The sequence below is a fragment of the Actinoallomurus rhizosphaericola genome (assembly GCF_024055675.1).
GTDB lineage: Bacteria > Actinomycetota > Actinomycetes > Streptosporangiales > Streptosporangiaceae > Actinoallomurus > Actinoallomurus soli.
Genome location: NZ_JAMXMW010000017.1, coordinates 1 through 14,022 on the forward strand (window position 1 = coordinate 1; position 14,022 = coordinate 14,022).

Consider the following 14,022-nt stretch of genomic DNA (forward strand, 5'->3'; position numbering starts at 1 on the left):
CCCTGACCACCGGCGAGGGCACGATCTGACCCTAGGACTCAAGGTCCAGGCGAGCGCAGTGCTCACTCACCGGCGGCTACCAGGCACCGAGTCTGCCCGAACAGCCAACCCGGTAGCTCCCATTAGGCGGGCATCCGGTTGACGGCGTGGTCGCCGGTCGCCCACAGGTACTGCACCGCGTACGCCCGCCACGGACGCCAGGCGGCGGCGTGCCGGGTGAGGGCGGCCGGGGTGACCGGCAGGCCGAGCGTGCGCGCCGCCGCCCGCACCCCCAGGTCGGTCGGGGTGAACGCGTCCGGGTCGCCGAGCGCGCGCATCGCGATGATCTCGACGGTCCAGGGGCCCAGCCCCGGCAGCTCCGCCAGCCGCTCGCGCGCCCGCCCCCAGTCACTGCCGGCGCCCAGGTCGATCTCCCCGTCCGCCAGCGCCCCGATCAGCGTGGTCAGCGTCGTACGGCGGGCGCGGGGGAACGCCAGCGTCTCCGGGTCCAGGTCCGCGAGCGCGTCCACGCCGGGGAACAGGTGCGTCAGGCCGCCCTCGGGGTCGTCGACGGGCTCACCGTGGGCGGTGACCAGGCGGGCCGCGTGCGTACGGGCCGCCGCCGTCGACACCTGCTGGCCCAGCACGGCCCGTACCGCGAACTCGACGGGGTCGACGGTGCGCGGCACGCGGCGGCCGGGGTCCTTGTCCACGTGCGGGGCCAGCATTGGGTCGGCGCGCAGCAGGTCGTCGACGGCGACCGGGTCGGCGTCCAGGTCCAGCAGCCACCGGCAGCGGCTGATCGCGATGGCCAGGTCCCGCAGGTCGGCCAGGTGCAGCCGGCAGGCGATGTGATCGGGGGTGGGCCGCAGCGCGACGACGCCGTGGCCGTGGGGCAGCCGCAGGGTGCGCCGGTACGCGCCGTCGCGCCACTCCTCGACGCCGGGCACGCCGGTCGCCGCCAGGTGGCCGAACAGGTTGTCCGGGCACAGCGGCGCGCGGAACGGCAGTCGGACCGACAGGGCCCCGGACGTGGCGGCGGGATGCCCGCGGGAGACGCGGTCGCGCAGTTCGGTCGGGGACATCGCGAACACCTGGCGCACGGTGTCGTTGAACGCCCGGACGCTGGCGAACCCCGAGGCGAACGCCACGTCGCTCATCGGCAGGGAACTCGTCTCGATCAGCAGGCGGGCGGTCTGGGCGCGCTGCGCGCGGGCGAGCGCGAGCGGGCCGGCGCCGAGCTCGGCGCGCAGCTGGCGTTCGACCTGGCGGGTGCTGTAGCCGAGCCGGGCGGCCAGGCCCGGCACGCCCTCCCGGTCGATGACGCCGTCCGCGATGAGCCGCATCGCGCGGGCGACCAGGTCCGCGCGCTCGTTCCACTGCGGCGAGCCGGGGCTGGCGTCCGGGCGGCACCGCTTGCACGCCCGGAATCCGGCCTGCTGGGCGGCCGCGGCGCTGGGGAAGAACCGCATGTTCTCCGGCTTGGGCGGTACCACCGGGCAGCTGGGCCGGCAGTAGATCCCCGTGGTCAGCACCGCGGTGTAGAACCATCCGTCGAATCGGGCGTCCTTGGACTGCACGGCCCGTACGCAGCGCTCCACGTCCTCATGCATGTGACAAGCATCCCCGGTGGACGGCGTGCCGCGCTCGCGAAAATCCGACATCATGCTGCGCACGCCGAGGGCGATCAATGACCTCGGATGCCCGCATGCGGGGACGGGGAGCCGAGGAGGTTCAGGCGCTCTCCTCAGCGGCCCGTGTGGTTCCCCGCCCACACCGTGGGGGTTCGGCCCGACCACGGGCTGGCCTGTTCGAGTTGGCCGGCGAGGCGGAAGAGGCGGCCTTCGCGGCCGTGACCGGCGGCGAACTGCATACCGATCGGGAGCCCTGTCTCGGCGTCGGCCGTCACCGGCACGGACATGGCCGGCGTGCCTGCCACATTGAACGCCACGGTGAACGGTGAGCGGTCGAAGACGCGGCCGAGCCAGCCGAGGCCGTCCGGCTCCTCTGCGCCGTCGGCATAGGTGCCCAAGGGGACGGGAAGCTCCGGCAGAGTCGGGGTGAGCAGCATGTCGTGAGCGTCGAAGCACCGTGCCAGGCTCCGGGCGACGCGGTTCCGGATCGCGAGAGCGGTGACGAACTCGGCGCCACTGACGCGCTGCCCGTAGTGGTAGCCGGCAAGGGTCGGCGGCTCGAGGGTCGAGGAGTCGATGGGTCGGCCGAAGGCGGCGGCCAGTTCGTCGATCGAGGCCGTGAGATTCGCCGTCCACAGACGGGCATTGGCCAGGACGAACTCCTCCCAGTGGGCCCCGAGGTCGACCTTGACCTCCTCCACCTGGTGGCCGAGGGATTCGAGCAGACTCATGGTGCGAGAGAGAGCGTCGGCCACTGGTGCGGCGGTGCGGCGGCCACCCCATGCCCGGGTGAGGACACCGATCCGCAGCGAGCCGGGGTGGCGGGTGACTTCCTCCGCGTACGGCCGGGGCGGCTCCTGGGCGAAGTAGGGGTCACCCGGTTCCGGGCCGCGGATCTGGTCGAGCAGCACCGCACTGTCGCGTACCGTGCGGCTGACGCTGCCCTGCACGGCCAGACCGTTGAAGACCTCGTCGACGTCGGGGCCCATGGACACCCGGCCACGGGTGGGCTTCAACCCGAAGAGGCCGTTGTAGGCCGCGGGGATGCGGAGCGAGCCGGCGGCGTCGGTGGCGTGTGCGATCGGGACCACCCCGGCGGCGACGGCCGCGCCCGCGCCCCCGCTGGATCCGCCCGCGCTCCGCCCCAGGTCCCACGGGTTGCGGGTGGCGCCGTACAGCACGGGTTCCGTCGTGATGCCGTAGGCCATCTCCGGTGTCGCGGTACGCCCGAATGTCACGAGGCCGGCGCGACGGAAGCGCCGCATCAGGAAGGAATCGGCGCCGGCGACGTTGCCAACGGCGAGACGGCTGCCCAGCTCCATCCGCCTCCCGGCCATGGAGACTCCGATGTCCTTGATCAGAAAAGGGACCCCGGCCAGCGGTGTGCCGCCGGTGTCGGGCTCGTCGTCGGCCGGCCACGTCTCCACGATGGCGTTGATCTGCGGATTGATCGTCTGCGCCGCCTCGCGTGCGGCTGCTTGCAGTTCGGCGGGGGTCACCTCGCCTTTGGCGACCAGCTCCGCGAGCTCCACCGCGTCGAAGCTCACGTACTCGGTAACTCTCAACGTCACTCCTCAGGGCAGAACGATACCGCTCGGTCTCATGTGAGACCGTACGGTATCGCAGGGAACTGACCGGTACCATAGCGAGGGGTGAGGGGAACGCAACGGACCGGACGTCACGGAGTAGTCATGGCATCGACCGCCAGCAGGCCGAGCAGGGTCGCGAAACTGCCGCCTCGTGAGCGCATCCTCGACGCGGCGGAGGAGCTCTTTCAGAGCGAGGGGATCCAACGGGTCAGTGTCCAGGCGATCGCCGAGCGGGCCGAGACCACCAAAATGGCGATCTACCGGCACTTCGCGACCAAGGACGCGCTGGTCGCGGAATGGCTGCGGATCCTCGCCGCCGACTACCAGGCCGCCTTCGACCGGGCCGAGGCCGAACACCCCGGCCGGCCCAGGGAGCAGATCCTGGCCGTGGCCCGCTTCATCGCCGAGGGACTGCCGGAAATCTCGCACCGGGGCTGTCCGTTCATCAACTCCATCGCCGAACTGCCCGACCGCTCCCATCCCGCACGGCAAGTGATCGAGAAGCACAAGGCCCACCAGACCCGCAGGCTGGTCGGCATGTGCGCCGAGGCCGGGCTGACCGACCCCGAGCAGGCAGCGGCCACGATCACCTTCGTACTCGAAGGCGCGCAGGTCAGCACGCAGAACGGAAGCATCGATCAGACGGCGGACCGACTGATGAGAATGGTCGAGGGCATCATGGAGCAGCACCGTCCCGAAGCTCAGAGAGCGGGAACTACCATCTGAGGATGCCGACCACGGGGGAACGCCCACGTCCCGACCTGCCCTGGACTGGGCGGCCCGGGCGGGCCGACCTCATCTGCTGGGCCGGGATCGCGCTGAGCGGCCTGTACGCCCTGGCGCTCATCCCGCTGCGCCCGGTGCTCATCGGCCGAAACCCGGTGCTGCTGGAGCTGCTCACCGGCAGCATGACCTCGATCGTCACCGCCGGGGCGTTCGCCCGCGTCGGCCAGGCGTCCCTGGTCCTGGCGGTGGCCGCCGCCGTCCCCGGGATGATCGTGTTCGACCCGTTCTTCTGGTGGGCGGGCCGGCTGTGGGGGCGCGGCATGCTCACGTTCGTGGCCGGGCGCGGCGGCCGAGGCGACCGGATGATCGCCCGCGCCGAGCGCCTCGGTCGCCGGCTCGGCTGGGTCGGCGTCCTCATCTCCTACTACCTGCCCGTCCCGGCGGCGCTGCTGTTCGTCATCGCGGGCTGGACGGGGATGCGCCTGGTGACGTTCGTGCTGCTCGACGCGGCCGCCGCGCTGCTGTGGATCGGCATGCTCATCGGCCTGGGCTACTTCCTGGGCCAGGACGCGGTCGACGTCGCCAAGACCATCTCCCACTACGGCACCTGGGCCTCGATCGCCCTGGTCGTCGGCGTCATGGTCGTGCGGGGCGTACGCGGCCGCCGCGCCGCCGCTCCCGCGCCGGCCGCCGAACCGGCGGACGTCACCGCGGACCGCTGAGGGCTCAGCCCGGCTCAGTGCGGCGGAGGCGGCGAGGGCGGCGAGGGCGGCAGGGAGTCCAGGCCCGGCGCCGGCTCGGGCCAGACCAGCAGGACGCGGCAGGGCGCGTGGTCGACGACGAACCGCGTCGGCGGGGCCAGGCTGCGCGGCCCCAGCCGGTCGCTTGCGCCGTCGCGGGCGCAGATGAGCAGGTCGGCGCCTTCGGCGGCCCGGACGACCTCGTGTTCGACGCGGCCGTGCCGGGCCTGGCCGGCCGCGTCCCGGCCGAGCCGTTCGGCGGCCGCCTCCAGTAGTTCGGCCGCGGCGGCCTGCGACAGCGCCTCGAGCCGGACGCCGGGGTCGCGTTCGCGGCGGCCCCGCCCGAGCAGGCCGGTGTAGGCGTGGTGGGCGGCCGCGGCGACCTTGTCGTCCGTCACGTGCAGCAGCGTCAGGTCGGCCTCGGCGGGCACCAGGTCGCGGGCGGCGTCGACGGCGGCCTCCCAGGTGCCCTCCGCGACCCAGATGATCACCTTCACGCCCGATCAGCCTCCGATCGTCGTCAGCACTCCCCACAGTGCCACGGTCGCGGCCACCAGCGTGGCCGGAACGGTCACCAGGCCCAGCCGGGTGAACTCCCCCAGCCCCGGCTCGGCGTCGTGCTCACGCAGGATCCGCCGCCACAGCAACGTTGCGAGGGAGCCCACGTAGGTCAGGTTCGGTCCCAGGTTCACGCCGATCAGCACCGCGAGCACCGGCCCCGGCCCCTGGGGCGCCACCAGTGGCAGCATCGCCAGCACGGCGGGCAGGTTGTTGATCAGGTTGGCCAGCAGCGCCGCCAGGGCGGCCACCGCCAGCAGCGCGAGCAGGCCCGGTCCGTGCGGCAGGACACGGTCGGCCGCCCGGTCCAGGCCGTTGACGACCACCGCCTTGACGACCACGCCCAGCGCCAGCACGAACAGGCAGAACAGCGGACCGGCCGACACCACCACGCCGCGGACCGTGGTCCGCCGCCGCCGGAGCGCACGGCCCGCCAGCACGAGCGCGCCGGCCAGCGCCGCCCATGCCGGGTTCACCTCCGCGAAGGAGGTCACCGCGAACCCCGCCAGCGTCAGGCCCAGCACCACGACCGTGAACACCGGCACCCGTGGCCGCTCGACCGGCCGTTCCCGGGCCGGCACGACGGCCAGATCACCGCGGAAGAACCAGCGGAACACCGCGTACTCCACGGCGATGACCACCAGCCACGGCACCGCCATCAGCCCGGCGAACCGCGCGAACGACAGCCCGCTGGCCGCGAACGCCAGCAGGTTCGTCAGGTTCGAGACCGGCAACAGCAAGGACGCGGAATTGGCCAGGTGGGTGCAGGCGTACACGTACGGGCGGGGCCGCACCCCGACCCGCGCGGCGGTCGCGAACACCACCGGCGTCAGCAGCACGACCGTGGCGTCCAGGCTCAGCACCGCCGTGATCAGGGAGGCGGTCGCGAACACCCCCGCCAGCAGCCGCACCGGCCGCCCATGGCAGGCACGCGCCACCAGGTCCCCGGTCGCCGTGAACAGTCCCTCGTCGTCGCACAGCTGCGCCAGCGCCAGCACCGCCGCCAGGAACCCGACCACCGGCAGCAACGTGCGCGTCTGCGCCCACGCCTGCGCGGGGGACACCGCGCCGACGGCGATGAGCGTCCCGGCTGCGGGCACCGCCGCCACGGCCTCCGGCAGCCCGCGCGGCCGGGCGACGGCGAACACCAGCACCGCCAGCAGCAGGATGACCGCGAGGGTCTCGGCGACGACGGTGTGCAGCGCGGCCTCCCGGGTGGCGAACGGTACGGCCCGTCCCGGTGCCGTCCCCGCGGACCACCAGCATCTCACCCCTGTGATCACCAGGATGGGCCCGCCCCCGGTACCGTTTCACCTCGTGAGGACCTACCTGGAGGAGCTGTTCTCCCTCGACGGCCGTGTCGTGCTGGTCACCGGCGGCAGTTCCGGCATCGGGCGGGCCATCGCCATCGCCATCGCCTTGGGCCGCGCGGGCGCGCGGGTCGTCCTCGTCGCCCGCCACGAGCCCGGACTCCGCGACACCGCCGCCGAACTGGAGTCCCACGGCCGTCCCGCCGCGTACGTCACGGGCGACCTCGCCGACCGCGCCCAGGTGCACCGGGCGGCGGAGGAGGCGGTCGTGCCGTTCGGCGAGCCCGACATCCTGGTCAACTGCGCCGGGATCAACCTGCGGCCCCCGATGGACGAGCTCGACGAGCGGACCTGGGACCGTACGATCGCCGTCAACCTCGACGCGCCGTACCTGCTCGGCCGGAGGTTCGGACCGGGCATGGCCCGCCGCGGCCACGGCCGCATCATCAACATCGCCTCCCAGCAGTCCTTCCGCGCCTTCGCCAACAGCGGCGCGTACGGGGCGTCCAAGGGCGGGCTGGTGGCGCTGACCCGGTCCCAGGCCGAGGCGTGGTCCTCCCACGGCGTGTGCGTCAACGCGCTGGTGCCCGGCTTCGTCGTCACGCCCCTGGTCACCCACATCCCCGCCGACCGCCGGGATGCGATGGCCGAGCGGACCCTCATCGGGCGCAACGGCGTGCCCGGCGACTTCGCCGGTGCCGCGGTGTTCCTCGCGAGCGCCGCGTCGGCCTACGTCACCGGCCAGTCGATCTTCGTCGACGGCGGCTTCTCCGCCCACTGACGGGTGGGGCGCGTCTCCGCGCCGAGGGGCGGGGTCAGGACAGGAGCGCGGCGACCGCGTCGACGACCGTCTGCCGCCGGGCCGCCGTCGAATGGCCGGCGACGACCGCGTCGAACTCGGGCACGTTGGAGCTCCAGAAGCTCGAGAGGTGGATGACCAGGCCGAGCAGCACGTCCGCCGGGAAACGCGCCGGCAGCACTCCCCTGGCCTGCGCGTCGGCGACGGCCTTGACCTTGGCCTCGTTACTCGCCATCACGACGGAGAGCAGGTCGCCGGTGCCGGCGCGCTCCAGCCGGTACCAGGTGGCGATCCGCTGCACCCACGGCCGCTGCTCGTAGGAGTCGAACAGCCGGCCGGCGTACTCCGGGAGGTTCTCCGCGTCGATCGGCACCGCGCCGACCGTCTCCCGGCACATGTCGTCGAAGACGGCGTCGAACAGCCCGTCCTTGCTGCCGAAGTAGTGGTAGATCTGCGCCTTGTTGCTCCGGGCGGCGGCCGCGATCCGCTCCACCCGGGCGCCCGCGATGCCGTAGGCGGCGAACTCGTCCCGCGCCGCCTCCAGCAGCCGTCTCCGGGTGGCCTCCGCGTCTCTGCTCATCACGGGCACATTCTAACCGACCGTTTAGTTGACAGGAGAACGAAAGCAGGCTTAGCTGTAACTAATCAACCGGTTAGTTAGCTCACCGTCTGGAGTCCTCATGTCCTCCTCCTCTCTGGTCTTCCTTGTCAGCGGGGCCTCGCGCGGCCTCGGCCGCGAGATCGTCCGTACCGCCCTCACCGCCGGGCACCGCGTCGTCGCCGGGGCCCGGCAGGCGTCCGCGCTGGACGACCTCGCCGCCGAGCACGGCGAGCGGCTCACCGTGGTGACCCTCGACGTCACCGACGACCAGGCCGCCGAGGCGGCGGTGGCCACCGCGGTCGACCGCTACGGCCGGCTGGACGTCCTGGTCAACAACGCCGGCTACGCCAACGTGGCCTCGATCGAGGACGCCGACTTCGACGACTTCCGCGCGCAGGTCGACACCAACCTGTTCGGCGTCGTCCGGCTGACCCGCGCGGCCCTGCCCGTCATGCGCGAACAGCGGGCCGGGCACATCATCCAGGTGTCCTCGGTCGGCGGCCGGCTCGCAACCCCGGGCCTGGGCGCCTACCAGACAGCCAAGTGGGCCGTCGGCGGCTTCTCGTCGGTGCTCGCCGCAGAGGTCGCGCCCCTCGGCATCAAGGTGACGGTCCTGGAGCCCGGCGGCATGCGCACCGACTGGGCCGGCTCATCGATGCGGATCGACCCGATCCGCCCCGAGTACGCCGAGACCGTCGGCCGCATGGCCGCCATGCACGGAGACGGGCAGGTCACCATGGCCAGCGACCCCGCCAAGGTCGCCGAGCTGGTGCTCGAGGTCGCCGCGCTGGAGGAGCCGCCGCTGCGGCTGCTCGTCGGCACCGACGCCTACACCTACGCCACCCAGGCCGGCCGGGACCTGCTGGCCGAGGACGAGCGCTGGCGTCACCTGAGCGAGTCGACGACGGCCGACGACGCCACGGCGCAGCACCTGGACCCCCTCGGCCGTCACTAGCCCACGCCGGTAAGCCCGCACCGTCTCCGGTGACCGGTACTCGGCCGGCCACCCGGCGACCAGCCGCACCAGCGCCGACGGCGCCGACGGATCAGCAGTGATCCGCCCATGTGCGGCTGGACGCCACGGTGCCCGTGTGCCGGCCAAGGCGTTCGGGCGCCTCCTCATGTCAATCGGCGTCCAACCGCCGAGCCGCATCCAACAGCAGCGCACCGAAGTCGTCGTAACGGAAATCCTCAGGAAGGCTGCCGTCGCCGGTGAACCACTCGTACGCGGCCCACTCACCGTCCTCCGCTGCGTCGCCGGGATATAGCAGCCAGCAGACGCCAGGACCGCCATCGTCGCGTGCGATCAACAGGCTCCGCTCGAGGATCTCGTCCGCTGCAACGCCGAAGCTCCAGGCTTCCACGAGATCTGGGTCGCGTTCGGGAAGCCACCCGATCTCGTCCACGTTGAGCAGATCGACATAGTCGACATAGCCGAAGCCGTTGCTGGCCATCAGGAAGTTCCGGTACGTCGGCGGAAGTCGAGTGCCGAGCCGCTCCTCAGCGGCCACGACCGCATCCGCACTGGCCGGCGCGTAGCCGATCCATCCCTCACGTTCGACGTGACTCCTGACGAACCTTCCGGCACCGTTCTCCTCGAGCTCACGCAACGAACGCGAGTTGTCCAGGAACTTCGCACTGTAGTCACGCAGGAACGCGCGCCACTCGGTGACGCTGAAGGGACGAAGGTCCACGTGTGAACTCCTTCGGCGAGCATGCTCGAGCAAGATATACGCCACGTCACGGCCCGGCGCCGTAAAACGCTGCACTCACTTCGAGACAGGCCCTAGACGTGGCCGGTCATGCCTGACGGCCCGGGAGCATCGCCAGCGCCTGCGACCGCTGGGCGACCAGCTCGTCGTAGGTGCCGTCGCGCTCGGCCCACCGGTGCATCAGCACCTCCTTGACGAGGATCTCGCGCGGAGTGGGGTCGGCCTTGAGCAGATCCATCACCTCGGTGGCGAACTCGCCCAGGTCGAGGGCACGGGGGTTGAGCTTTGCCTGCTCCGGCGTGGTGGCGACAGCCGGGGGAACGAGTTCGGCGACCTCCACGCCGGTGCCGTCCAGTTGCGCGCGCAGCGCCTCGGAGTAGGCGTGCACGGCGGCCTTCGAGGCGCCGTAGGTCGCCATGAGCGGGAACGGCAGGAATCCGATGCCCGAGGTCACCGTGATGATGGTGCCGGCGCCGCGCCCGATCAGGTGCGGGGTGAACGCGTCGATGACGCGGATGGTGCCGAGGACGTTCGTGTCGATCGTCTTTTCCGTGGCACTGAAGTGCGCGGGGTCGCGCAGGTCCTCGGGTATTCCGATCCCGGACATCGTCACGATCGTGTCGAGGTCCGGGTGGCTCTGGAGGATCGTGTCGCGGGCCCGGTCGACGCTGTTCTGGTCGGTCACGTCGATGGGAACGGTGGCGAACCCCTCGGCCGCGAGCTCGTCCAGCAGGTCGGTCCGCCTTCCGCCGATGATGACGGCGCTGCCGGCCGCGGCGAACCGGCGAGCCAGCTCCAGGCCGATTCCCGAGGTGGCGCCGGCGATGAAGACGGTGCGATTGGTGATGTCCACTGAAAACTCCTGATGTGTCCTGTGCGGCCAACGCCCTCAGTGTCGGCCCGATCTCCGGCCGCAGGCAGTACCCCCGTCTTCCCTGGTCCTGCCAGGGCCCCCTCAGCCGAGAGAGCCCTGAACTACGCTGCCGAACATGAGCGACGACCGCGCGAACCCGCTCGGCGACTACCTCCGCGCCCGGCGGGCACTGGTCACTCCGGAGCAGGCCGGGCTGCCCGCGGGTACGAACCGCCGCGTTCCCGGATTGCGCCGCGAAGAGGTCGCCATGCTCGCGGGCATCAGCGCCGACTACTACCTGCGGCTGGAGCGCGGCCGTGACAAGAACCCCTCACCACAGGTCCTCGCCTCCCTCGCACGGGTCCTCCACCTCGACGAGATCGAACAGGAATACCTCCTCGGCCTGGCCGCCTCGCGCCCCAGGCCACAGCGGCGGCGGAGGCCCGAACGCGTACCCGCACGGTTGCATCAGCTGCTGGCGAGCGTGCAGGTCCCCGCGTTCGTGGAAGGACGCGCGTTCGACGTGCTCGCCTCCAACCGGCTCGCGGTCGCGCTCTCGCCGCGCCTTCAGCCCGGGTACAACCGTCTGCGGTCGCTGCTCCTCGATCCTGAGGAGCAGGCGTTCCAGCAGGACTGGACACGCTCCACGGAAGGGTTCATCGCCGCGTTCAGGAAGTCCATCGGCGACGACATCGACGACCCGCGCTTCGTGGAGCTGGTGGGCGAGCTCGCCCTGTCGAGCGAGCGGTTCCGTACGCTCTGGGCGCGCCACGACGTCCGCACCCTCGAGGGCGGCACCGCCATCGTGAACCATCCCGTCGTCGGTGAGCTGCACCTGCACCGGGACAAGCTGCCGGTGGACGATCTGCTCCTGGTCCTCTACTACGCCGATCAGGGCAGCGAGAGCGACGAGAAACTCCGCCTCCTCGCGTCCATGGCCGAGACCACGCACCTCACCGAAGAACCACCTCGAATCCCACGGTGACCCGGCCGCCGACCCTCTGGCCTCACGCCTCCGGAACCCGGCCGAGCCAGGCCTGCAGCGCCCACCGCCACCGCAGCGCGCCCGCCAGGGACTCCCCCGGCGGGCCCGGATCCGCGAAGCCCGTCAACGTCGTCAGGCGCCGCAGCCGGTGCTTGACCGTGTTCGGATGCACATGCAGCGCGGCGGCGGTCTGGTCGGCGCGACCTCCGTGGTCCAGGTACACCACGGCCGTCTCGGCCAGCAGCCGGTGGAACTCCTCTCCCGCGTCCAGGCCGGCCAGCAGCTCACGCGCCAGCAACTCGCCCAGCGCCGGGTGGGCGTCCAGCGCCACCGGGACCGCCAGCGCCGTCAGCTCCCACAGCCCCTCCATCCCCCGCCGCCGCGCCGAGGCCAGCGCCGTCCGGCCCAGCCGGTACACCTCGGCCAGCTCCCCCGGCCGTACCGCCGGCCCGGCCACCACGAGCGTCGCCGCGGCGGCGGGCAGCCGGGTCGTCACCGCGCACAGCCGCCCGTCCACCAGCCCCGACACCCCATCGGCCAGGCCCAGACCGGCCTCGACCCGCCGCGCCTCCCGCGGGTCACCGACGTCGGTCACCAGGCAGTGATAACGCCGCCGCACGTCCAGGCCCGCGTCGGCGGCGCACGACACCGGACCGCCGCCCAGCAGGTCCCGCAGCGCCTGCACGCGCGCCGCGTGCGCGGAGTGCGCCAGGCTCAGCTCCGTCTCCCGGAACGCGTGGATCAGCCGGTTCTGCAGCCCGTTCGCGTACGCGTCGAGCTCCAGGAGCTCCTCGATCAGCGCGTCCAGGGACACCCCCGCCGACCGGGCCTCGTCCAGCAGCCGCGTCATCACGTGCGAGCGCGCCGCCTGGAACCCCTCCAGCAACGCCGCCAGCGGCACCCCCTGCAGCGCCCGGTCCGTGGCCAGCCGATCCGCGACCCGCGCGTCGTTCTCGTTCAGCCCCGACTCGTCGATGAACGCCGCCGACACCACCGCCAGCAGCGCCGCGATGTGCCGCCGGACCTCCTGCACCGGAAGCGCCGCGATCGGCGGGGACTCCGTACGGGCCGCCTCCACGACCGCCTCCAGCGTCCGCGGGTCGGCGCGCATCCGCTCCATCAGGCGGCGGAGCACGGCGCGTTCGGCCATCGTCGTCTCCCGGTACGGCGCTGGGCGGCACGGGAGAAAAGCCTCCCGTGCCGCCCAGTGTGGACCGATCAGCTCGCCGGCGTCAGGGCCGCGATCGCCTCCGGGGCCGCCTGCCCGATCCGCTCCCGCTGCGGGAACGTCCCGACCGGCACGCGGGCGACCTCCGTCGCCGTCGCGTAGTCGACCACCGACACGGCGTTCGCCTTGCTGAGTGAGACGAAGCAGCGCTTGCCGTCGACGCTGCTGGTCCCCCAGTACGGCAGGCTGTCCGTCGGGTAGTTCACGAACCCCTTCGTCGACAGGTCCGCGGTGTTGACGATCGCGGTGTAGTCGTCGATCGTCCCGACGTCGCACAGCTTCGAGCCGTCCCCGGACAGCGCCAGGCCGTGGTGTGCGGAGTTCTGCGGGTAGTCGTCCGGCTTCAGCGCCTGGCCGTGCGCGCTGTAGGGCATCGTGACGGTCGCGACGATCTTCGATTTCGCCAGGTCGTACTTGATGAAGCCGTTCAGGTAGGACTGCTGGGTGTAGAAGGTGTTGCCGTCCGGCGCGATGAGGTTCGGCCGGATCCCGTGCGGGAGGTTCCAGGTCTTGACGACCTTGAGCGTCGACGCGTCGACCTTCGTCAGCTGGAAACTGCCCTTGAGCAGCTCCAGCGACTGCGGCAGCGACGTGATCCCGATGCTGGAGTTGTAGATGTACTTCCCATCGGCCGTGTAGTCGTTCTGATGCGGGTACGTCCCGGTGCCGAACCTGCCGACCACCGATCCGGTCGCGGTGTCCAGCACCTCGGCGACCTGCGCCGTCGTCGCGGAGATGACGTACCGCGTGCCGTCCGGGGACAGCGCCGCGTGGTCGGCGTGGAAGCCGTCCAGCCGGGTGTGCCACAGCTGCCGCCCCGACACCAGGTCGAACGCCGCCGCGTCGTCGAGGTTGCCGCGCGAGACGTACAGCGTCCTGCCGTCCGGTGACAGCTGAACGTCGTCGACGAACCGGTCACCGCCCTCGATCCCCTTGACCGTCTCGTACCCGGCCCGCTGGATCGGGTCCATCTCGTTCAGCCGCTGCTGCAGATCCCCGATCACGTTGAACGACCCGAGATTCTGGTACGTGTGCCCGTCGATGAAGCTGACGCTGCCGGACTGACTGTTGCCGACCAACAACACGTCCCGCAGCCCGGCCGCACCGGCCGACCCCACCGGAACGGACAGCGCCGCGGCCGTCGCCGCGCAGACAACCAGGGCTTTGAGTCTCCTGCCGGACATCTCGTCTCCTCACGAACCGCCGTCGTCGAAACGGGAGTGCGCCTAAGTCTGAGTACGGGACGCGCCGCCGCACAGATCGCCGCAGCCAACGTCGCGAGGTCCCGATGTCGCCCACCGACAACCG

General features: G+C 71.8%; 14 protein-coding genes. 5 read left to right on the forward strand and 9 right to left on the reverse strand.

Features of this window, described 5'->3' with window-relative positions; genetic code table 11:
- Positions 1-122: 122 nt before the first annotated feature.
- Positions 123-1,592, reverse strand: a complete 1,470-nt coding sequence (locus NE234_RS31490) for a DNA-3-methyladenine glycosylase 2 family protein (protein WP_252784500.1) — start codon at positions 1,590-1,592, stop codon at positions 123-125.
- A 134-nt stretch (positions 1,593-1,726) separates the two neighbouring features.
- Positions 1,727-3,178: an amidase gene (locus NE234_RS31495; RefSeq protein WP_252784501.1), complete on the reverse strand. Its 1,452-nt coding sequence runs from the start codon at positions 3,176-3,178 to the stop codon at positions 1,727-1,729.
- Between the two features lie 126 nt (positions 3,179-3,304).
- On the opposite strand from NE234_RS31495, the gene NE234_RS31500 reads away from it, so the two are divergent.
- Together NE234_RS31500 and NE234_RS31505 are read left to right on the forward strand one after the other, a co-directional pair.
- Complete coding sequence (locus tag NE234_RS31500) at positions 3,305-3,928, forward strand: TetR/AcrR family transcriptional regulator (protein WP_252784502.1); 624 nt, start codon at positions 3,305-3,307, stop codon at positions 3,926-3,928.
- Positions 3,929-3,930: 2 nt separating this feature from the next.
- A complete protein-coding gene (locus tag NE234_RS31505) occupies positions 3,931-4,650 on the forward strand; it encodes a DedA family protein (protein WP_252784503.1) in 720 nt (239 codons plus the stop codon).
- Positions 4,651-4,664: 14 nt separating this feature from the next.
- Here NE234_RS31505 and NE234_RS31510 read toward each other — a convergent pair whose 3' ends face one another.
- Together NE234_RS31510 and NE234_RS31515 are read right to left on the reverse strand one after the other, a co-directional pair.
- Positions 4,665-5,165, reverse strand: coding sequence for an adenine nucleotide alpha hydrolase family protein (locus NE234_RS31510; RefSeq protein WP_252784504.1), 501 nt, complete (start codon positions 5,163-5,165; stop codon positions 4,665-4,667).
- A 6-nt stretch (positions 5,166-5,171) separates the two neighbouring features.
- Positions 5,172-6,497, reverse strand: a complete 1,326-nt coding sequence (locus NE234_RS31515) for an SLC13 family permease (RefSeq protein WP_252784505.1) — start codon at positions 6,495-6,497, stop codon at positions 5,172-5,174.
- Positions 6,498-6,543: 46 nt separating this feature from the next.
- Between NE234_RS31515 and NE234_RS31520 the strand changes: the two genes are divergently transcribed.
- On the forward strand, positions 6,544-7,317 hold the full coding sequence (locus NE234_RS31520; protein WP_252784506.1) for an SDR family NAD(P)-dependent oxidoreductase: 774 nt from the start codon (positions 6,544-6,546) through the stop codon (positions 7,315-7,317).
- 34 nt (positions 7,318-7,351) lie between these two features.
- Here NE234_RS31520 and NE234_RS31525 read toward each other — a convergent pair whose 3' ends face one another.
- Positions 7,352-7,915 (reverse strand): TetR/AcrR family transcriptional regulator, encoded by a 564-nt coding sequence (locus NE234_RS31525; protein ID WP_252784507.1) that lies wholly within the window; start codon positions 7,913-7,915, stop codon positions 7,352-7,354.
- A gap of 100 nt (positions 7,916-8,015) precedes the next feature.
- On the opposite strand from NE234_RS31525, the gene NE234_RS31530 reads away from it, so the two are divergent.
- Positions 8,016-8,891 carry an SDR family NAD(P)-dependent oxidoreductase gene (locus NE234_RS31530; RefSeq protein WP_252784508.1) on the forward strand — a complete coding sequence of 292 codons (876 nt, stop codon included), beginning with the start codon at positions 8,016-8,018 and terminating at the stop codon, positions 8,889-8,891.
- A 169-nt stretch (positions 8,892-9,060) separates the two neighbouring features.
- On the opposite strand, the gene NE234_RS31535 is transcribed toward NE234_RS31530, so the two are convergent.
- Complete coding sequence (locus NE234_RS31535) at positions 9,061-9,630, reverse strand: SMI1/KNR4 family protein (protein WP_252784509.1); 570 nt, start codon at positions 9,628-9,630, stop codon at positions 9,061-9,063.
- A 106-nt stretch (positions 9,631-9,736) separates the two neighbouring features.
- A complete protein-coding gene (locus tag NE234_RS31540) occupies positions 9,737-10,501 on the reverse strand; it encodes an SDR family oxidoreductase (protein ID WP_252784510.1) in 765 nt (254 codons plus the stop codon).
- Positions 10,502-10,637: 136 nt separating this feature from the next.
- Between NE234_RS31540 and NE234_RS31545 the strand changes: the two genes are divergently transcribed.
- Complete coding sequence (locus tag NE234_RS31545) at positions 10,638-11,486, forward strand: helix-turn-helix transcriptional regulator (protein ID WP_252784511.1); 849 nt, start codon at positions 10,638-10,640, stop codon at positions 11,484-11,486.
- A gap of 22 nt (positions 11,487-11,508) precedes the next feature.
- Here NE234_RS31545 and NE234_RS31550 read toward each other — a convergent pair whose 3' ends face one another.
- Both NE234_RS31550 and NE234_RS31555 read right to left on the reverse strand, forming a co-directional pair.
- Positions 11,509-12,636, reverse strand: a complete 1,128-nt coding sequence (locus tag NE234_RS31550; protein WP_252784512.1) for a helix-turn-helix domain-containing protein — start codon at positions 12,634-12,636, stop codon at positions 11,509-11,511.
- 68 nt (positions 12,637-12,704) lie between these two features.
- Positions 12,705-13,898, reverse strand: a complete 1,194-nt coding sequence (locus NE234_RS31555; RefSeq protein WP_252784513.1) for a YncE family protein — start codon at positions 13,896-13,898, stop codon at positions 12,705-12,707.
- Positions 13,899-14,022: the final 124 nt, after the last annotated feature.

Bases quoted from the DNA above. Each gene is read 5' to 3' on its own strand.
- NE234_RS31545 (WP_252784511.1), top strand. From the start codon at position 10,638: ATGAGCGACGACCGCGCGAACCCGCTCGGCGACTACCTCCGCGCCCGG.
- NE234_RS31550 (WP_252784512.1), bottom strand. From the start codon at position 12,636: ATGGCCGAACGCGCCGTGCTCCGCCGCCTGATGGAGCGGATGCGCGCC.
- NE234_RS31490 (WP_252784500.1), bottom strand. From the start codon at position 1,592: ATGCATGAGGACGTGGAGCGCTGCGTACGGGCCGTGCAGTCCAAGGAC.
- NE234_RS31555 (WP_252784513.1), bottom strand. From the start codon at position 13,898: ATGTCCGGCAGGAGACTCAAAGCCCTGGTTGTCTGCGCGGCGACGGCC.
- NE234_RS31500 (WP_252784502.1), top strand. From the start codon at position 3,305: ATGGCATCGACCGCCAGCAGGCCGAGCAGGGTCGCGAAACTGCCGCCT.
- NE234_RS31525 (WP_252784507.1), bottom strand. From the start codon at position 7,915: ATGAGCAGAGACGCGGAGGCCACCCGGAGACGGCTGCTGGAGGCGGCG.
- NE234_RS31530 (WP_252784508.1), top strand. From the start codon at position 8,016: ATGTCCTCCTCCTCTCTGGTCTTCCTTGTCAGCGGGGCCTCGCGCGGC.
- NE234_RS31505 (WP_252784503.1), top strand. From the start codon at position 3,931: ATGCCGACCACGGGGGAACGCCCACGTCCCGACCTGCCCTGGACTGGG.